Source organism: Shewanella corallii (assembly GCF_023349125.1).
GTDB classification, from domain to species: domain Bacteria; phylum Pseudomonadota; class Gammaproteobacteria; order Enterobacterales; family Shewanellaceae; genus Shewanella; species Shewanella corallii.
The window spans coordinates 300,555-318,904 of sequence record NZ_JAKIKT010000006.1; the positions used below are offsets into that span (position 1 = coordinate 300,555).

Genomic DNA, 18,350 nt, shown 5'->3' on the forward strand with positions numbered 1-18,350 from the left:
AAAAATTTCTGAGATTTTTTAACGGTTAATCTCAGATATCCAGGGTTTAAACATCGCAGGGACGAGAACTGATTACCAGTGGGGAAAAGGTTGAAAGGTTAAATGCAGAAGAGAAAAGTAAGGCAGCAGGAGAGAAAGTGCGGGAGCAAGGCGGCTTTCTCTCCGTATTCTGACTTAATTTACCGCGCGGAGAGTCGTTTTGCGGTAATCAAATTTGTGGTTCAGTGAGTTCAGCTCGGAAACCGACAGCTTTACTGACTTACCATCTTCAAATTTCTTGGCTGTGGCGTTAACGAAGTCAACAACATAAACATGCTGGTCTGCTTGTTGGCTGATGAGCTGATCGATCTTGCTGGCATTACAATCATTGCAAATCACAGTGTCAGCGCCCTGGGCCATGACAGCACCTGAAGACAGAAGGGCAAGGCTGGCTAATGCTGATTTATTAAGTAATTTCTTGTACATACAAAACTCCTGTTGGTTTGTAGTCGTGATCTGCGTCACACTTAAAGTCTACGTAAACAGAATGTTGCTGTTCAAGGTGTTTTTTGTTTTGCGCAGCAAATTTCGCTTGCCCAATCGGTTGATATTCAGGCAGGAAAGGCGTTTGCCAAAGATGTAATAAAATGTATCTTGATTGCATTTAAGTTATTGATAATATTGCTTAAAGCTAATTAAGTAAGGAGGGCTTTAACTTGCCGTAATCCGCGGGAACGCCTGTGATGAGGGGCTTGCTACCTGTTACTCCGGTTCTGTTTCGAATGGACTCTGCCCGGAGGCCCAAACCATTCCAAAATCGCAATGTTAGAATATTATGAATAATAAAAACAAAGCCTTGCGTGCTTTCTGGCTTTTGTCATACCGGGAAAGCTGCTAATTTGAATGAACCAGTAAGCCAGGGAAAAGGGGCTTGAAGTATGGTTCGACAGGTAATTCTCAGCGGTCTGGCCGGAGTGGCCATTGGTTATGGTGCGGCCTGGATGATGGGGAGTGATGAGGTTGTTCCTCAGCCCGTAGATATGGCTGCGGATACTGATGAGCTTAAGCGGCTGAGAAATGAAGTGGCGATGCAGCAACTTGAGAATGAGCTCTTGATGAAGATGGTCAAAGCCGGGCTCAAGGGAGATATTGCCGGACATATGGAAACCTACAGGCAACTGCCGGGCAGGCAAAGGGCCGATACAAATGCGGCTGGTATGCAAGTCAGGCAAAGTCCGACTCATTCTGACGTACAAATTGAAGAACCTGTATCCAGAGTGGCACCGGATGCCTTTATCTCACGGATTCAGCAGGCCGATGTCGCTCTGCAAAAGCAAGCGTTGAGTGAAGGTTGGGCCATGGGGCGTCAGTTGAGTGAAGCCAGAAGAGAGCTGTGGCAGGAAGCCAAAGAGACCCTGAATGAGCAGGAGTATCTTTCTGGCCTGCACGCCGCTGGCTTGCCCAATATGCTTTACTTTGCCGGAGCTAAAAGCTCAGAGCTTAAATCTCAGGGGCTGGAGTATGGCGATGTGCTGACTCATGTGGCGGGTATTCGGGTATTTAACCGGGATGACCTCAGATTGCAGCTGGAGAACTTTGGTTCCAAAAGTACTCTGGAGCTGACCTTCTCACGCAAGGGCGATCCTATTAAGGTGCAGGTGACAGATCTAAACAGATCTGTTGAGCTGCATGGAGATTCTGTGGCACCGGATAAGCTGTACTCCAAAGCCCGTCGTGGCAGCTGACGTTGGTTGGCTCAAGTATACAAATGAAAAACCCCGCCAAGGCGGGGTTTTGTGTATCACTGCAGCCGGGAATTACAGGCTGTAGTACATTTCGAATTCCAGTGGGTGAGTAGTACGGCTCACACGCTCGGCTTCAGCAGTCTTCAGGGCGATGTAAGAATCGATGAAGTCATCGCTGAATACGCCACCCTTGGTCAGGAACTCACGGTCTGCATCCAGTGCAGCCAGTGCCACTTCCAGAGATTCAGCAACAGTTGGGATCTCAGCTGCTTCTTCTGCTGGCAGGTCATACAGATCCTTGTCCATAGCTTCGCCCGGATGGATCTTGTTCTGAATACCGTCCAGACCAGCCATCAGCAGAGCCGCAAAGCCCAAGTATGGGTTTGCAGTTGGGTCTGGGAAGCGAGTCTCGATACGACGAGCCTTGGCGCTTGGTACAACCGGGATACGGATTGAAGCGCTGCGGTTACGGGCAGAGTAAGCCAGCATAACAGGTGCTTCGAAGTGCGGTACCAGACGCTTGTAAGAGTTGGTGCTTGGGTTGGTGAAAGCGTTCAGGGCACGGGCGTGCTTGATGATACCGCCAATGTAGTACAGAGCAGTTTCAGACAGGCCGCCGTACTTGTCACCGGCAAACAGGTTAACGCCATCTTTGGCCAGAGACTGGTGAACGTGCATACCGCTGCCGTTGTCGCCAACGATTGGCTTAGGCATAAAGGTGGCTGTCTTACCGTAAGCGTGTGCCATGTTATGCACCACGTACTTCAGGATCTGAATTTCATCAGCCTTCTTGGTCAGAGTGTTAAAGCGAGTCGCGATTTCGTTCTGACCGGCAGTGGCTACTTCGTGGTGATGAGCTTCAACAACCTGTCCCATCTCTTCCAGTACCAGACACATGGCAGAGCGCAGATCCTGAGAAGAATCAACCGGAGCAACCGGGAAGTAACCGCCTTTAACCATAGGACGGTGACCTGTGTTGCCATCTTCATAAGAGGTGCCTGAGTTCCATGCGGCTTCACGGGCATCAATCTTCACGAAAGTACCGCTCATATCGGTACCGAAACGTACGTCGTCAAACAGGAAGAACTCTGGCTCAGGACCGATCAGTACAGTGTCTGCAATGCCGGTACTGCGCATAAACTCTTCAGCAGCCTTGGCGATAGAGCGAGGGTCGCGGTTGTAGCCCTGCATAGTGCCTGGCTCAAGGATGTCACAACGGATCAGCGCAGTGGTTTCTTCAGTAAATGGGTCCAGCAGGAAAGTGCTTGGGTCTGGCATCAGCACCATGTCTGATTCGTTGATGCCTTTCCAACCCTGGATGGAGGAGCCGTCAAACATTTTACCTTCTTCAAAGAAGTCAGCGTCTACCTGATGGGTAGGGATAGAAACGTGCTGCTCTTTACCTTTGGTATCGGTAAAACGTAGGTCTACAAATTTTACTTCGTTTTCAGCCAGTTGTTGTAAAACTGCTTCGTATGACATGCTAAGCCTCCGCTGGAATAAAGGTAGGGTACCTTCAAATCAAATTAGTATGCTGTGTAGGGCACCAGCTTATCTATGCTGGCTTATCTCAATCTTGCCAACCATATTGCCAGACTTGTGCCAAAAGTATAACTCATTGATATTAAAGTTTTATGTGATTTGTGATGCACCAATAAGTCTCTATATTGCACCAGTATAGTGCATGCTGTGGATCTTTGTGGTGCATTTAATCCAGGCTGAACCAATCTGGTGCGGTTACGTTAAGTCAGCGTGTAAGCAGTGCAAACCAAGCGGGTTTAGGTCGGCATTATCTGTTCGCTCGAATCAGTCTTTGTGGGCTGGTGCTCTGTGTCTGGCAACAAGAATGAAAGTCGGTTAATAAATGCACAATTGAAATGTGCAAAAAATAATCCTGTGCGACAATGCGCTGGTGGAGTAGAATAGCCCACTTTTTACGTACGGTTGTGGCCCAATTGTGGCGGCATCCGCAAGCTCTTTTGTCCTGATGCGCATAGGGCGTGTCCTAGGCAAATTCCAATTTAATGATGGTATAGAGGTTTATCCGTGCTGGAAAAATTAAGAAACATCGCGATTATCGCGCACGTTGACCATGGTAAGACTACCCTGGTTGACAAGCTGCTGGCTCAGTCAGGTACCCTGGCAACCCGTGGCGAAGCGACTGAGCGGGTGATGGACTCCAACGATCTGGAAAAAGAACGTGGTATCACGATTCTGGCCAAAAACACCGCCATCAAGTGGAACGACTACCGTATCAACATCGTAGATACTCCTGGACACGCTGACTTCGGTGGTGAAGTAGAGCGCGTTCTGTCTATGGTTGACTCTGTACTGCTGCTGGTTGATGCCCAGGACGGTCCAATGCCACAGACTCGCTTCGTAACCCAGAAGGCATTTGCCCAGGGTCTGAAGCCTATTGTTGTTATCAACAAAATCGATCGTCCAGGCGCACGTCCTGACTGGGTAATTGATCAGGTATTCGATCTGTTCGACAACCTGGGTGCTACCGATGAGCAGCTGGACTTCCCAATCGTTTACGCTTCTGCTCTGAACGGTTTTGCTTCTCTGGATCCAGATGAGCAAAGTGAAGATATGACTCCACTGTTCCAGACCATCGTTGATCAGGTATCTCCACCAGATGCTGACGCTGATGGCGGTTTCCAGATGCAGATCTCTCAGCTGGACTACAACTCTTACGTGGGTGTTATCGGTGTTGGCCGTATCAAGCGTGGTAGCGTGAAGACCAACCAGCAGGTGACTGTTGTTGGTGCTGACGGCAAGACCCGTAACGGTAAAGTTGGCCAGGTACTGGGCTACATGGGTCTGGATCGTCACGAAGTTGATATGGCGCAAGCCGGTGACATCGTGGCTATTACCGGTCTGGGTGAGCTGAAGATCTCTGACACCATCTGTGCTGTTGGTGCTGTAGAAGCTCTGCCTCCACTGACTGTTGATGAGCCAACCATGACCATGACCTTCCAGGTGAACACTTCTCCGTTCGCTGGTAAAGAAGGTAAGTACGTGACTTCACGTAATATTCTGGAGCGTCTGGAGCAGGAACTGGTTCACAACGTAGCACTGCGCGTTGAAGAAACAGAAAGCCCTGATCGTTTCCGTGTATCCGGTCGTGGTGAACTGCACCTGTCTATCCTGATCGAAAACATGCGTCGTGAAGGTTATGAGCTGGCCGTATCCCGTCCAGAAGTCATCATCAAGGATATCGATGGCGAGAAGTGCGAGCCATACGAAACGCTGACTGTTGACGTTGAAGAAGAGCACCAGGGTGGTGTGATTGAGCGTCTGGGTACCCGTAAGGCTGACATGAAAGATATGCAGCTGGATGGTAAAGGTCGTGTACGTATCGACTTCATCATCCCTAGCCGTGGCTTGATCGGTTTCCAGACTGAGTTCATGACTGCGACTTCCGGTACCGGTCTGATGTATCACAGCTTCGACCACTACGGTCCATTCAAGGGCGGTGACATTGGTCAGCGTACCAACGGTGTACTGATCTCCAACGCAACCGGTAAGGCACTGACCTTCGCACTGTACGGTCTGCAGGATCGTGGTCGTCTGATGATTGGTCACGCGACTGAAGTATACGAAGGTCAGGTAATCGGTATCCACAGCCGTTCAAACGACCTGACTGTAAACTGTCTGAAAGGTAAGCAGCTGACCAACATGCGTGCTTCCGGTACCGACGAAGCTCAGGTGCTGACTCCACCAATTCTTATGACTCTGGAGCAGGCTCTGGAGTTCATCGATGATGACGAACTGGTAGAAGTAACGCCTAAGAGCATCCGTGTTCGTAAGCGTCACCTGACTGAAAACGACCGTAAGCGTGCTTCTCGCGCTTAATCTTCCCGGAAGATAGTGTCTGGCAGTGATTGAGCTGCCAATAAAAAACCCGCTGATGCAGCGGGTTTTTTTATGTCTGTCAGATACCTATCTTGTCCAGGTGCTGCATCAGATACAGGCGCATGGCCTCCGGAGTCTGGCTCTCCCAGTAACCCAGCAGGTATGCCAGCATGGGCAGGGCAAAGAGTATGATCAACAGGGTAATGGCCAGGCCTCTGTGGGACAGTCTTTTGCCATTGGCCAGGCCCAGCGCCAGCGCTTCTTTACGAGGGCATGCCGCTACACAGCGCAGACATGCCTGGCACTCATCACTGTGTACCGTGGTTAACTCATCGACTTTGATTCCAGCAGGGCAGGCACGGGTACACTTGCTGCAGGGGGTGCCCTTGGCTACCTTGACACACTCTTGCGGGTTGCGGCGGATCTTCAATGGGCTGGCCAGACTCAGTAAACCCAGCGCAGCACCATAGGGGCACAAATAACGACAGAAGGCCTGCTTGCGCCAGGCTGCCAACAGCAGAATCACGGCGAAACAGATCAGGGTAATTGTGCCGGGAGAAGTGAAGAAAGTGGCCATTTTAAGGTCAGCGACTTTGTGATACTCCCCGCCCAGATAATGGGGCAGCATTTGTGCCGGCATACCGATAACCACGTACAGCAAAAAGGCCAGCAGCAGGTATTTGATCATTCTCAAAGGCCAGTCCAGCCATGCCGGAGGGTTGTATTCGCCGGGGATCAAACGGGTTCTGAGTTTGTACAAATACTCGCCAGCCAATCCCAGAGGGCAGGCCCAACCGCAAAATGCGCGCTTGCACAGCAGGCCGGTCAGGAGTACTGCGGCCAGCATCACCACTGCGGCAGGGTGCTGGATATCGAAGTAACCAAATTGAGTGATAGCCCTGAGTTCTATGCCACCGGCAATCGGCAGGAATGCATCCAGCACATTTGGCCTCAGCATGACGCCAGTGTCACCGTAGTGCGCCAGTAGCAGATGGTAAACAGTGTAGTGAATGGCAGTCAGCAATATTGACAGTGCCAGTAGGTGCTGTAACCAATACCTGAGGGGGTTGATGCGAATTTCACTGACGAACAGTTCAGGCTTGGCAAACTTAAGTGCCATCAGGCTCAGGGAAGCCAGCAGCAGGCCAAGCAAAAGCATCGGACTCATGGATACCGCAACGGCAGCAACCAGAGTGCTTGTGGCGACTAAAGCGCCGTATTGATGGCCTCCCCAGAACAACTGACTGGCGATATAAACCAGCGCCAGCATCAGGGTAAAAGATTCTATCAGAGTCATGGCAGAACAGATGAAAAGCGGATAATGCCATTGTGACGCTGAAAACCGCTGAAGGTTTTTTCCCATTGGGGGATTTGTGGCGAGGATCTTGTTTTGGAAAGGAATTCTGCGTGAAATTAGATCAAAGTACAGGTAGTGGTTATTTTTGCGGCACAGATTTGAGTTTAACAGCAGCAGGGCCATCCAGGTTGGCCCCGCTGTGATTTGTCAGGAGCCAGAGTCCAAAGTGGAGATAAACTTATTGGACTCGTCGATTGAGCGATTCATCTCTTTTATCAGCCCTGAAATATCTGTCTGCAGGCTGGCGAATTCACCTTTAATTGCGCCAATGGCCTGAGCATTCAGGTTGTGCTTGAGGTACAGCATATTGTCCTTCATGGCGGTCAGTACAGGTTCCATGCGTGCTTCTGAACGGCGCATTGTTCGGACAAGCTGTTCGTAGTTGCGACGGGTATCCCTGAGTTTCCCTTCGCTGGCACGGCGCAGGCTGGCCTTGCTGATTTGGCCAATTTCGTCCTGCCACTCATCAAACAGGGCTTCAGCTACGTCTTCGACTTTGTTGATACGGCTGGTGACATCATCTGCGGCAGCCCGGGCAGATTCATACTCATCTGTGGCCTTCTCATAGGCGGTCTGCAGATCGCCTCCATCATGGTTAAGCAGAGCCTGCATCTCCTCCAACGCCGAGTTGAATTGCTCCTTGGCTTCCTCCTGGGATTCCTTGGCGGCTTCGACGCGGTCAACCATGATGTCACGCTTGTGGTAACCCACTTTCTCCATGGCGCTGTAGTAGGCGCTTTGGCACCCAGAAATCAGCAGGGCTGCTGACAAAAACATCATTGACACTGGTTTTTTCATTGTTTCAGTCCTGAGGTTTATAACGGGCGGCATCGATAATGCTCCACAGGTGGGCGATACCGCCAATAATGGCAGGCAATATCAGCCACCACAGCGCGTAACCGCCAAAGGCGAATGCACAGAATAGCAGTGCAGGTAGAATTCTTCCCTGAACCAACTGTCCCAGGCCTGGGATAAAAAAGCTGGCGATTGCCGCAATGACGTTACCGGCAGATCCTTGTTGTGACATGGATAGTGTCCTCACACTTGTAAACAAGCTGTTGTGGGTTGTATGGTACGAAGATATCCCCCCTGAAGCTAACGAATCAAGACAAAGTCGTGAAAAACAAGATAGATATCCATTACCTCAAAGGTGTGGCCATGACCTGCTGGCAGTTTATTTTGCATCTGAAAAAGCGTCTGGCCGAGGATCAAATTAATATCAGAGCGGGCCATCTGGCCTATGTCACTCTGTTGTCTCTGGTCCCTATGGTCGCCGTTACCATGTCCATGCTGTCTGCTTTTCCTGTATTTAAAGGGATACGCAGTGAAATTGAGGGCTTTGTCTACAATAACTTCCTGCCTGCGGCCGGCGACACGGTTCAGCAGTATATCAACCAGTTTGTCGGCAACGCCTCAAAGGGCACCGCTGTGGGTATTGCGGCCTTGATGGTGGTTGCCATCATGTTGATATCAGCCATTGATCAGGCTTTGAACAAGATCTGGCGGGTCAGGGAGAAGCGCCGCATGGTGGTGTCTTTCTCCATGTACTGGATGGTGCTTACTCTGGGGCCAGTGTTGATGGGGGCCAGCCTGGTGGCGACTTCGTATGTGGTATCACTGCAGATATTCCATGACGCCAATCTGTCAGGGCTGGTATCTTTGGTGGTGGAGCGTTTGCCTTTGTTGTTCTCTATTGCGGCGTTTATGTTGCTCTATACCGTAGTGCCCAACATCCAGGTCAGGTTCTGGCATGCCTTGCTGGGCGCAATTATTGCGGCTCTGTTGTTTGAATTGACCAAGCGTGGCTTTGCCTTATATCTGACGCAATTCCCAAGTTATGAGGCTATCTATGGGGCTCTGGCAACTATCCCTATTTTGTTTGTGTGGGTGTATCTATCATGGATAGTGGTGTTGTTGGGAGCTGTTATTACCGCTGCAATACCGGAATTTGAACATCAATTGAGCCAGAGCAGGGAGCCGTCTCAGCAGGATGCAAAATAAGCTTTTCAGCAAGGAGTGGTTACCGGTCAGTGATGGCCACTCATTGCATTTGGCCAGGTATGGCCATCCAGAGGGCAAGCCGGTTTTATGTTTGCACGGCGGCCCGGGTACCGGCTGTCTTCCCGGAGATCTTGCCGTATGGGGAGAACAAAAGTGGCAGGTGATTATGATGGATCAGCGTGGTGCTGGTTTGTCAAAGCCTTGGGCGTCGACGGACAATAATGACTTTTCCCATCTATTACAGGACATTGAAGCTGTCAGACACCATTTTGGCTTTGATTCCTGGCATCTGGCCGGTGGCTCATTTGGGGCGACACTCGGACTCTTGTATGCTGCCCTTTATCCTGAGCGCGTGGAAAAAGGCCTTTTTTGGGGGCTGTTTATCCCATCGGCCGCCGGAGTCAATTGGCTTTATGGTGAGTCAGGTGCAGCACTGTTATTTCCTGATGCTTACCACAGATTTTCTGACAGGTTGCAGCCGAGATTAAGGGAGCTGCTTGTCAACTTTTCAGCAGAATTACAAAGCGCCGACGAATCTATACGGGATGCAGCATTGCGACGCTGGATTGGCTGGGAGTCTGAATTGGCGATGCCGGGTAGTCGGGGGCACTGGGAGTCTACCGGCAGAGCCCAGGCGATGGCGGCTATTCAGTTGCACTATGCCATGAATGATTATTTTGATGGTGCTGAGCGATGGCAGCAGATGTTGGCTGAACTCAAGGTGCCGTGTTGGATATTACAGGGCGAAAATGACTGGGTTAGCCCAACAACCATGTTGCGGCGGGCATTGGAGCCCGGGCCGGATTGTCTCAGTCTGGAAGTGGTACCGGCAGCACATCACTCTTTGGCTGACCCGCGCATGTTCAGAGCTGTGCACCGTGCGGTGGCGACCCTCTATCAAGAGTAGACTTGTAGCCTGACAGATCAGTATGATTTGCCTTTCTCTTTGTTCAGGAAATTTAAGTGATCGCCTTAATTCAGCGGGTGTCCCGCGCCAGTGTAACTGTGGACAGCGAAATTACCGGAGCCATAGATAAGGGCTTGTTGGTTCTGCTTGGTGTGGAGCAGCAGGATGACCTTGAAAAAATGCAGAGGCTTGCTGACAAGGTGATGAAGTACAGGGTGTTCAGTGACGAGAACGGCAAGATGAACCTGAATGTCAATCAGGCCGGTGGCAGCTTATTGGTGGTATCTCAATTTACGCTTGCAGCAGATACCAGCCGGGGGCTGCGTCCAAGTTTTTCCGGTGCCGGTACGCCGGATAAGGCCAAAGAGCTTTACCTGGCATTTGTTGAGTACTGCCGTGCTCAGGGCATGCGCACTGAAACCGGACGTTTTGCCGCTGATATGAAGGTCGAGCTGCTGAACGACGGACCCGTGACGTTCAATCTTCAGGTCTGACTGCGGGTGAAGAATATGGATGTTCAACCTTTGCTTCAGCGACTTCAGCAAACCTGGCACAACACGATTCCTGTCAGCCGATTTATGGAAATTGTTCCCCTGTCGGCTGATGATGGGGAGCTAAAGGTAGCTGCAGCCTTGCCGCCCAATCTTAATCTGCACCAGACCATGTTTGCAGGCAGTATCTATACCCTCTGCACCTTGACTGGATGGGGAGCTGTCTGGTTGGCGCAGGAGCTTGCCGGTGTCCAGGGAGATATTGTGCTTGGTACAGCAGATATACGCTATCTGGCGCCTGTAACCAAAGAGCCTGTCGCCTGTGTGACCTATTCAGATATTGAGCCTGACTGTCTTGCGCTTGGCACTAAACTCAAGCAGACCCTGAGGGTAACGCTGTGGAGCGATGGTCGTGAATGCGCGATATTTGAGGGTACCTTCTTCAGTATTCCCTGCGGCTAGCTTGTTGTTGCGCAGATGTTTCTGTTAACATTCTCGCGGATTGTTTGCTCTATAGCAGATATCTGAATTCCAAGACTATTCCAAAGCTTTCTTTAACCGTTTCTGTACTCTGTTACAGATGGAACCTGCGCTCACTTCAGTGCTGCCAGTACTGGAGACGCCATTCGATGGAATAAGAGCTGCCAATGGTGTGAGTATTGGCATTGGCAGGCGTAACTGCAGTGGATGCGGTTACGCCAAAGTATTTATGTGGGTGGTGAACTGGCCAGGGCAGGCATGAAACAGGCTGCTATTGAACTGGAAGCACTCATGGGGTGTTGATACTGGGTCAGCAGCCAAACCTGTTTCAGAGCCGTAAAAACCATCATCAACCCTGTTCATAGTTAGTGTTATATTAATTTTGAACTTTGGCTCTACACGCCGTCCGGAAAGCCGGGCGGCGTTTTTTCTTGGGGTGTCAGCCCAGGGTTTCCTTTAGCTGTGCAAGGGAGCCTCCATTAGCCAGCTGAGTAAAGCCCAGATCCCTAAGCTGGTTGATTCCCATTTGGGCGCGAATACCTTTGCCACAGTAGAGTACCAAAGGTGCCTTACAGTTCTGTTGCCGGGCCCAGTCTGCCAGCCTGTCCAGGGGGATATTGAGTGCCCCGGGGTAATGGTCTGCGGCGAATTCCGCTTCACCCCTGACATCCAGAATCTGACATTTCTGACAGACCCATTCTCTGCATTGAGCCTTGGAGGCCAATTCGACTTCAACGGCTGGCATGGTTTGCATAGTACGCTCCTTCGTGTGCGAGATCCCTGTGTGGATCTGTAATTATCATTCATTAGATTATTCTAATGACTTTGGGCGTGCAAGTCGGCAACGAAAAAGGGGAGCTTGTGCTCCCCTTTACTCAAATTACTGACTGTTACTCAGCCAATTGCTGCTTCAGCTTTTTCAGCACGGCCTTAACCTTACGGCTGTTATCGGGTCCCATGCGGATCATCAATTTTTGGGCCGCAGGCAGAGCCTCCAGCTCAGGATCAACAAACTGATAGTTCACACTGATGGTGCTCAGTTCAATCGGGTCTTCTATCACGGGTGCCGCCAGCATTTCGTCGATCGCCTCTTCCACTCTTTCGTTGAATGACAGGTCCTGATAACCCAGTTCCGCGAAGGCTTCATCCAGCAAAGGCAAGAGCTTGTCATAGGTTGTCGCCAGTTGCTCTTCATTCAGACTGGACAGGAAATCTGCATAGACATCATACCTGTGGTAGCTATCCGGATTCAGGTAGGTTTTGTCCGTGATATCAGTAACAGTGAATGTTTGCGTCGGGCCTTTCAATGGACTGACTTTACGGGCCAGCTCCCCCTGGGCCAGGTTGTCCACAAACACTACAAACTGGCGCGCCATGTCCTGGGTAACCAGCAGTCGGCTGATATCCATGCCATCTGCCAGTTTCACAGTTTTTTCCTGAATATAAGTATCACTGTCATTCAGGGTTGGCAGCGGGTCGATCTCAGGCTCTGGAACCACTGTGGGTTGTGATGGCGTTTCAACAACCGGCTCTGGCTCAGGTTCAACGACAGGTTCAGTCACCGGCAACGGCTCCGCCGGGGATGGCTCAGGCAATACAAGCTGCTCCGTCGGCAGTGCAGGTTCCGGAGTAGAGTCTTTACTGAAATAGAAATAGGCGCCGCCTGAGGCGATGAGCACAAGAATAATAGCGGCGATAGCAATACCATTGGTGCCAGAAGACTTTTCCTGAGACACCAATCTGTCTTCTTCATTGACTTGCATGTTACTTCCTTAGCTGTCGTACCGGCGAGTCGCCAATACCTAAATTAAACTGACAACACGCAAACTGCGATGTTTCATTGTGCCAAAAATAGCTGCCCGTGAATATGAGTCGGATCAGGCTTGTACAAACTGTTCTCTGTCCCCCAGCCAGCGGTAAATAATGGCATCGACATTGTCGGGAGCCTGCTCCATCACATGCCGTGCCAGCTTCTGGACATGTGGAATCAGCGATTGATCCCGAACCAAATCAGCGATCTTCATATCGGCGATTCCTGTCTGCTTGGTTCCCAGTACTTCGCCCGGACCGCGAATCTCCAAATCTTGCTGGGCAATCACAAAGCCATCATTACTCTGTCGCAAGACTCCCAGTCGTTTGGTGGCCGTTTGGGACAGCGGGGGTTTGTATAATAATACACAGTGACTGGCTACCGCGCCTCGACCTACCCGCCCTCTGAGCTGATGTAGTTGCGCCAGACCCAGACGTTCCGGATTTTCGATAATCATCAAACTGGCATTGGGAACATCAACCCCCACTTCAATGACAGTGGTAGCGACCAAAAGGTTCAATTTTCCGGATTTAAATTCATCCATGACAGACTGCTTTTCAGCGGCTTTCATACGGCCGTGGACAAGTCCAACCTTGAGTTCCGGCAGTGTCAGCTTCAGCTCTTCGGCGGTATCCTCTGCCGCCTGGCATTCCAGCACCTCAGACTCTTCAATCAGGGTACATACCCAGTAGGCCTGACGGTTATCGTTCAGGGCTGCCTGACGGACTCTTTCTATCACCTCCTGACGGCGTACATCTGAGATAGCGACAGTTGTCACCGGAGTTCTACCGGGAGGCAATTCGTCGATCACTGAGGTATCGAGGTCTGCATAGGCTGTCATTGCCAGGGTTCTGGGGATGGGGGTTGCCGTCATGATTAGCTGATGAGGCTGGAACCCCTGACTGGCGCCTTTTTCCCTCAGGCCAAGACGTTGATGAACACCGAATCTGTGCTGCTCATCGATAATGATCAGAGCCAGTTTATTGAAACTAACCTGCTCCTGAAAAATTGCGTGTGTGCCGACCACCATGGCAGCTTCGCCGGAGGCGATCTCTTCCTGAGCCTGGGTACGTGCTTTGCCTTTTAGCTTTCCGGCTAACCAACCTACTTTGATGCCCAGTGGTTGAAACCAGCTGTTGAAGTTGGCGGCGTGCTGTTCTGCCAGCAACTCAGTGGGCGCCATCATGGCGACCTGATAGCCACTTTCTATCGCCTGCAAGGCAGCCATGGCTGCGACCAGGGTTTTACCTGAACCTACATCACCTTGTACCAGGCGCATCATGGGATGAGGCTTCTCAATGTCAGCGGTAATATCTTTCACTACCCTTTGCTGGGCATTGGTCGGCTTAAACGGCAGCTCTGCCAGGAAGGGATTTAGCAGTTGTCCGGTTGCCCGCAGTGGTACTGCTTTGTCCTGATTGCTGCGCTGTCTGAGTTTAAGCATGGACAGGTTGTGAGCCAGCAACTCCTCTTGCACCAGGCGTTGCTGAGCCGGGTGTTGTCCCTGTTCAAGGTCAAACTGCGAAATGCTGACTGGAGGTCTGTGAAGCAGACGGACAGCATCGGCCAGGGAAATGCCACCGGGTTGCAGTGCGGGCGGCAATAGCTCCTGAAGGTTATCTTCGGTCAGCATTGCCAGAGCCTGATCTGTCAGTTTTATCCAGCCAGCCTGCTTAATGCCTTCTGTAGTGGGGTAAACCGGAGTCAGGGTGTCGTTCAAGGCCGGTGCGTCGCCCACCTGAATTAACTTGTACTCGGGGTGGATAATCTCAAGCTGGTGTTTACCGGCCCGGATTTCACCATAGGCTCTGATGGTCATGCCGTTTTGCATGCCATTGCGTTGCGCCATGGAGAAATTGAAAAACCTGAGTGTCATTGGGCCCGAGCTATCACGCACATTACAGGTGAGCATGCGCTTGCGGCCATTGATAATTTGAGTGGACAGAATTTCAGCTTCGACCGTGGCGTAGGAGCCCGGCATCAGCTCTGCGATGGGGTAAATTCGAGTGCGGTCTTCGTAGCGCATCGGCAGGTGAAACAGCACATCCTGAACAGAGGTGATACCGAGTTTGGCCAATCGCTCGGCCATTTTGGCAGCGACACCTTTGAGTTCTGTGATAGGGATAAGATCCAGCCGCTGCAAGGCGTTAGCACTCAATTACTGTGAATTTATACATATACTATCAGAGACGCGCGCCAAGGCAATGAGCTATAACCATCCTTTTTGACGGGCGATACGGGCTGCGTCAATGCGATTGACTGCGCTTAACTTGCTAATGGCTTCAGACAGATAGTTTCTGGCGGTGCCTTCGGCGATAAACAGAGTCGCGGCAATCTCCGCAGTGGTTTTGCCTTCTCCGGCGAGCCTGAGCGCTCTGCGTTCCTTATCGGATAGCGGATCCTGCTCTCCCACAGCCAGTAATGCGAGCTCAGGGTCTATTACTTTACGTCCTGCCATCACCTGATTGATCGCTTTGATCAGCTCATCAGAAGGAGCGTCTTTTAACAGAAAGCCCGAAACGCCGGCTTCCAAAGCACGTTTGATATAGCCAGCGCGGCCAAAGGTCGTCAGGACAATAACTTTTATGTTGCTGCCTTTCAGCTGTTCCGCCAGTTCAATCCCTGTCAGACCCGGCATCTCGATATCTGTCAGCAATAGTTGATAGTCACTGGCTTCGAGCATGGCTTTAGCCTGGGAACCATCCTCAGCCTGGTCAATTTCATATTCCCCGGATAACGACAGCAGGGCGCACAGAGCCCCCCTGACCATAGCTTGATCTTCTGCCAACAATATCTTCATCCTGGCTCTCCCGGTATCTGCACCATAAACTGACATCCCTGTTGTAGTTGATAGTTTAGCTTGCCACCAAGTGAGCTGAGGCGTTCACGAATACCAGCCAGACCATTACCTTCCTTTATCTGCTCACAGCGTCCATTGTCTAACACCTGGATCAACCAATTAGTGCCATCAAATGAGAACTCAAAAGTACACCTGCTGGCGTGACTGTGGCGCAAAATATTATTGGTCAGTTCGGTCAGCACCATAATCAGCTCTTTTTCGGCCTGAGGGGCTAATTGTGGTAGCTCTCCTTCGATGATGACCTGTAATCCTTTGTCTCTCAGCGTCTGGGCCAAATCTGCCAGGTGGTGGGTCAGTCCTTTGTGCTTGTAATCTGCCACAGTTTGGCGGATTTGCGTCAAGCTTTCTCTGGAGATCTGTTGCAGCTCGACCAGCTGCTGACGGCAGTCATCCTGTTTGCTGGCATCCAGCAGGCGTTGGGCCAGTTCAGCCTTCAACGCGATGGAAGACAGGTTGTGGCCCATAAGATCGTGAAGATCCCGGGCGATCCTTTCCCGTTCCACCATAGTTGCCAGCATAGATATCTCCTGTTCACTCTGCCTAAGGGCAAAGCGGGCTCGCTGACGTTTCTGTTCTGCCATGCCAAACAGGCTGATAGCGGTTACCAGACCCACTCCCCAGGTCATAAAGTAAAACACGGGGTAGCCGCTAAGCTGTGCCAGCGCGGCCATTAACACGCAGATGCTGATTATTGAGAAAAACCAGATGGTGCGTGTGTAAAAGAAGCCGATAAAGAAACCGGCGAATACATACATTGACAATGAGCCAGAGTTCAGCGGCATCATCAGGCTGGCAATTATTACGATACCGACAATGGGTTTCCAGGCCTGATATTGAACCGTGCGATAGGCGTGAAAATAGCACCAAAGAAAAGGCGGTACTGCCATCAGCACAACAACAATCTGCCACAAGGGATAATCATTGGTGAACAAGGGAATAAAGTAGAACACCAGATTGACCAGGTAGACCCAGCCAAGACGATATTCAAGTTTTAGCAGGGGATCTGAATTTGTCATCTCGATTTTCCTGTTGTCGTGCCAGCTTGCTATTGCAAAAAAGCGGGGATTTTCACCCCGCCTACTTTCCATACTACTATCTCGCAGCCTGAGTCAGCAGAAATTTTGCCCAGCCATAGTCAGGGTTGGTTTCCAACGCTTGCTGCCAATCATCGAGTGCTCCCTGTTGATCGCCGAGTTGCTGCTTAGCCAGACCTCGCCAGGTATAGGCTTCTGCATGCCCCCAGCAGATGTCGGTGCAAGGCTGTTGATAAGATGCGATCGCCTGATTGCTGAATTCAATGGCATTGCCAGGGCCGCCTCCAAAAATGGCCGGAGTGTTATAGGCGCTGATCGCCCTGACCAGCAATACTCTTGGATTGCCCGGTTCGATGTCTGCGGCATCATCCAATGTTGAACCGGCTTTGGGTCCAAGAGTCATGCCTTTGAGCGGATTCATGCCGATTTGCATGCCGTATACAGCCGCTAAAAGAGCCTTGGATTCAGCATCTTCAGCAGGCTTCAATATATCTACTGCCTGCTCCAGGGCTGCATTGGCTTTATCTGAATCTGCTTTCAGGTTGGCGCTGATGGCCAGTCGATAATCCGCGTAGGCCTTGGTGTAGCCTGAAGCTTGCTGGCTCAGTTGTTCCAGTGCCGGTACATCCATCTGGTTGGCTGCTGAATCAATAGACTCAATAGTGGTTGCGAAACTCATTGGGCTGAACAGGCTGATTGCTGTGATAAGTGTCAGTGATTTCATGGAACTCTCCTTGCTATTTGAATTGACAGGGACAGTATCTGAATTGCTCGCAAGAAAGAGCAGGGACAAAGGTCATGAATAGCAGATGACAAATGTCACCTTTGTAGCAGGTATAGAAATGGAGACGGGCGCAGTGGCGCCCGTCTGATATCACTTCACAGCTTAAGCTGCATTGATAACAAGGTAGCTGATATAGGCAAGGTAGGCCGCCAGTAAAACGCCACCCTCACGACGGCCGATGCGCAGGCCAGTCCAGGCAAATGGCAGGAGTACCACAGCCAGTGCCAACATGACTGCAAAGTCAAAGCTTTGCAATCCGGCTGAAGACACGGGTTGGATCAGGCTGGTAATCCCCAGAATGGCGAGAATGTTGAACAGGTTAGAGCCAACTACGTTGCCGATAGCGATATCACTCTCACCTTTGAGTGCAGCGACCACTGAGGTGACCAGCTCAGGCATACTGGTACCGATAGCCACAATCGTCAGGCCGATAACCACTTCACTGACGCCGAAGGCCTTGGCCAAATCAACCGCACCATCAACAAACAGGATGCCACCGCCGACCAACATGCAGATGCCCACAACAATGAGCACGGTCGAAAGCAGGGGATTTTGAGGTGTGGTATCTACATCGATCTCTTCATCGCTGTTTTTGGAACTGATATAGCTGAATACCAGGTAGCTGATGAGGGCAATCACCAAAATCAGACCGTCAACAAAGCTCAGTTCGCCGTCAAACAGCATAAACCAGAACAGCACGCTGGCTGCGATCATCAGAGGGATGTCGCGTTTGACCATTTGTGACTGAACCTTGATTGGTCGGATAAGCGCAGTCAGCGCCAGGATAAGGCCAATGTTAGCAATGTTGGAGCCAATGACATTACCCAGGGCAATGCCAGAATTGCCCGCCAGGGCAGACTTAAGGCTTACTGCCAGTTCAGGGGCACTGGTGCCGAAAGCGACTATGGTCAGACCGATAACCAGGGGGGCAATGCCCAGACGCAGAGCCACAGCGCTGGCTCCACGAACCAGAGCTTCAGCACCGAACGTCAGGATCAAAAATCCGCCGACTATCGCAAGTATTGTCATCATCATGATTGGGGT

The 18,350-nt window shown here is 51.1% G+C and carries 19 protein-coding genes; 7 read left to right on the plus strand and 12 right to left on the minus strand.

Annotated features, from left to right (window positions below):
- Window positions 1-174: 174 nt before the first annotated feature.
- Complete coding sequence (locus L2725_RS16130) at window positions 175-465, minus strand: hypothetical protein (protein WP_249249866.1); 291 nt, start codon at window positions 463-465, stop codon at window positions 175-177.
- A gap of 452 nt (window positions 466-917) precedes the next feature.
- Between L2725_RS16130 and L2725_RS16135 the strand changes: the two genes are divergently transcribed.
- Window positions 918-1,724 carry a hypothetical protein gene (locus L2725_RS16135; protein WP_249249867.1) on the plus strand — a complete coding sequence of 269 codons (807 nt, stop codon included), beginning with the start codon at window positions 918-920 and terminating at the stop codon, window positions 1,722-1,724.
- A gap of 72 nt (window positions 1,725-1,796) precedes the next feature.
- On the opposite strand, the gene glnA is transcribed toward L2725_RS16135, so the two are convergent.
- Window positions 1,797-3,206, minus strand: coding sequence for a glutamate--ammonia ligase (glnA, locus tag L2725_RS16140; protein ID WP_248936995.1), 1,410 nt, complete (start codon window positions 3,204-3,206; stop codon window positions 1,797-1,799).
- Window positions 3,207-3,770: 564 nt separating this feature from the next.
- Here glnA and typA point away from each other — a divergent pair.
- Complete coding sequence (typA, locus tag L2725_RS16145; protein WP_248936996.1) at window positions 3,771-5,582, plus strand: translational GTPase TypA; 1,812 nt, start codon at window positions 3,771-3,773, stop codon at window positions 5,580-5,582.
- 79 nt (window positions 5,583-5,661) lie between these two features.
- Here the strand turns inward: typA and L2725_RS16150 are convergent, their stop codons facing one another.
- The 3 genes from L2725_RS16150 to L2725_RS16160 form a co-directional block, all read right to left on the minus strand.
- Complete coding sequence (locus L2725_RS16150; protein WP_249249868.1) at window positions 5,662-6,879, minus strand: 4Fe-4S binding protein; 1,218 nt, start codon at window positions 6,877-6,879, stop codon at window positions 5,662-5,664.
- A 207-nt stretch (window positions 6,880-7,086) separates the two neighbouring features.
- Complete coding sequence (locus L2725_RS16155; RefSeq protein ID WP_249249869.1) at window positions 7,087-7,737, minus strand: DUF2959 domain-containing protein; 651 nt, start codon at window positions 7,735-7,737, stop codon at window positions 7,087-7,089.
- Window positions 7,738-7,741: 4 nt separating this feature from the next.
- Entirely contained in the window at window positions 7,742-7,966 is a 225-nt protein-coding gene (locus tag L2725_RS16160; protein WP_115136364.1) for a hypothetical protein, read from the minus strand.
- 89 nt (window positions 7,967-8,055) lie between these two features.
- Here L2725_RS16160 and L2725_RS16165 point away from each other — a divergent pair, with 89 nt between their 5' ends.
- From L2725_RS16165 to L2725_RS16185, 5 genes are all read left to right on the plus strand, one after another.
- On the plus strand, window positions 8,056-8,940 hold the full coding sequence (locus L2725_RS16165; RefSeq protein WP_346429394.1) for a virulence factor BrkB family protein: 885 nt from the start codon (window positions 8,056-8,058) through the stop codon (window positions 8,938-8,940).
- On the plus strand, window positions 8,930-9,847 hold the full coding sequence (locus L2725_RS16170) for an alpha/beta fold hydrolase (protein WP_249249870.1): 918 nt from the start codon (window positions 8,930-8,932) through the stop codon (window positions 9,845-9,847). Before L2725_RS16165 ends, L2725_RS16170 begins: the two co-directional genes overlap by 11 nt.
- A gap of 56 nt (window positions 9,848-9,903) precedes the next feature.
- Window positions 9,904-10,341, plus strand: coding sequence for a D-aminoacyl-tRNA deacylase (gene dtd / locus L2725_RS16175; protein ID WP_249249872.1), 438 nt, complete (start codon window positions 9,904-9,906; stop codon window positions 10,339-10,341).
- Window positions 10,342-10,356: 15 nt separating this feature from the next.
- Window positions 10,357-10,800: a YiiD C-terminal domain-containing protein gene (locus L2725_RS16180; protein WP_249249874.1), complete on the plus strand. Its 444-nt coding sequence runs from the start codon at window positions 10,357-10,359 to the stop codon at window positions 10,798-10,800.
- A 118-nt stretch (window positions 10,801-10,918) separates the two neighbouring features.
- Window positions 10,919-11,080 carry a hypothetical protein gene (locus L2725_RS16185; protein ID WP_249249875.1) on the plus strand — a complete coding sequence of 54 codons (162 nt, stop codon included), beginning with the start codon at window positions 10,919-10,921 and terminating at the stop codon, window positions 11,078-11,080.
- A gap of 177 nt (window positions 11,081-11,257) precedes the next feature.
- Here the strand turns inward: L2725_RS16185 and L2725_RS16190 are convergent, their stop codons facing one another.
- From L2725_RS16190 to L2725_RS16220, 7 genes are all read right to left on the minus strand, one after another.
- Window positions 11,258-11,572, minus strand: coding sequence for a rhodanese-like domain-containing protein (locus tag L2725_RS16190; RefSeq protein WP_249249877.1), 315 nt, complete (start codon window positions 11,570-11,572; stop codon window positions 11,258-11,260).
- A 136-nt stretch (window positions 11,573-11,708) separates the two neighbouring features.
- Window positions 11,709-12,581 (minus strand): DUF3014 domain-containing protein, encoded by an 873-nt coding sequence (locus L2725_RS16195; RefSeq protein WP_249249878.1) that lies wholly within the window; start codon window positions 12,579-12,581, stop codon window positions 11,709-11,711.
- 114 nt (window positions 12,582-12,695) lie between these two features.
- Window positions 12,696-14,771, minus strand: a complete 2,076-nt coding sequence (recG, locus tag L2725_RS16200) for an ATP-dependent DNA helicase RecG (protein WP_249249879.1) — start codon at window positions 14,769-14,771, stop codon at window positions 12,696-12,698.
- A gap of 66 nt (window positions 14,772-14,837) precedes the next feature.
- Entirely contained in the window at window positions 14,838-15,428 is a 591-nt protein-coding gene (locus L2725_RS16205) for a response regulator transcription factor (protein ID WP_249249880.1), read from the minus strand.
- Window positions 15,425-16,504, minus strand: a complete 1,080-nt coding sequence (locus L2725_RS16210; RefSeq protein WP_249249882.1) for a sensor histidine kinase — start codon at window positions 16,502-16,504, stop codon at window positions 15,425-15,427. The genes L2725_RS16205 and L2725_RS16210 overlap by 4 nt, the downstream gene beginning before the upstream one ends.
- Before the next feature lie 76 nt (window positions 16,505-16,580).
- Complete coding sequence (locus L2725_RS16215) at window positions 16,581-17,246, minus strand: tetratricopeptide repeat protein (RefSeq protein ID WP_249249883.1); 666 nt, start codon at window positions 17,244-17,246, stop codon at window positions 16,581-16,583.
- A gap of 162 nt (window positions 17,247-17,408) precedes the next feature.
- Complete coding sequence (locus tag L2725_RS16220; RefSeq protein WP_249249913.1) at window positions 17,409-18,338, minus strand: calcium/sodium antiporter; 930 nt, start codon at window positions 18,336-18,338, stop codon at window positions 17,409-17,411.
- Between the last annotated feature and the right edge of the window lie 12 nt (window positions 18,339-18,350).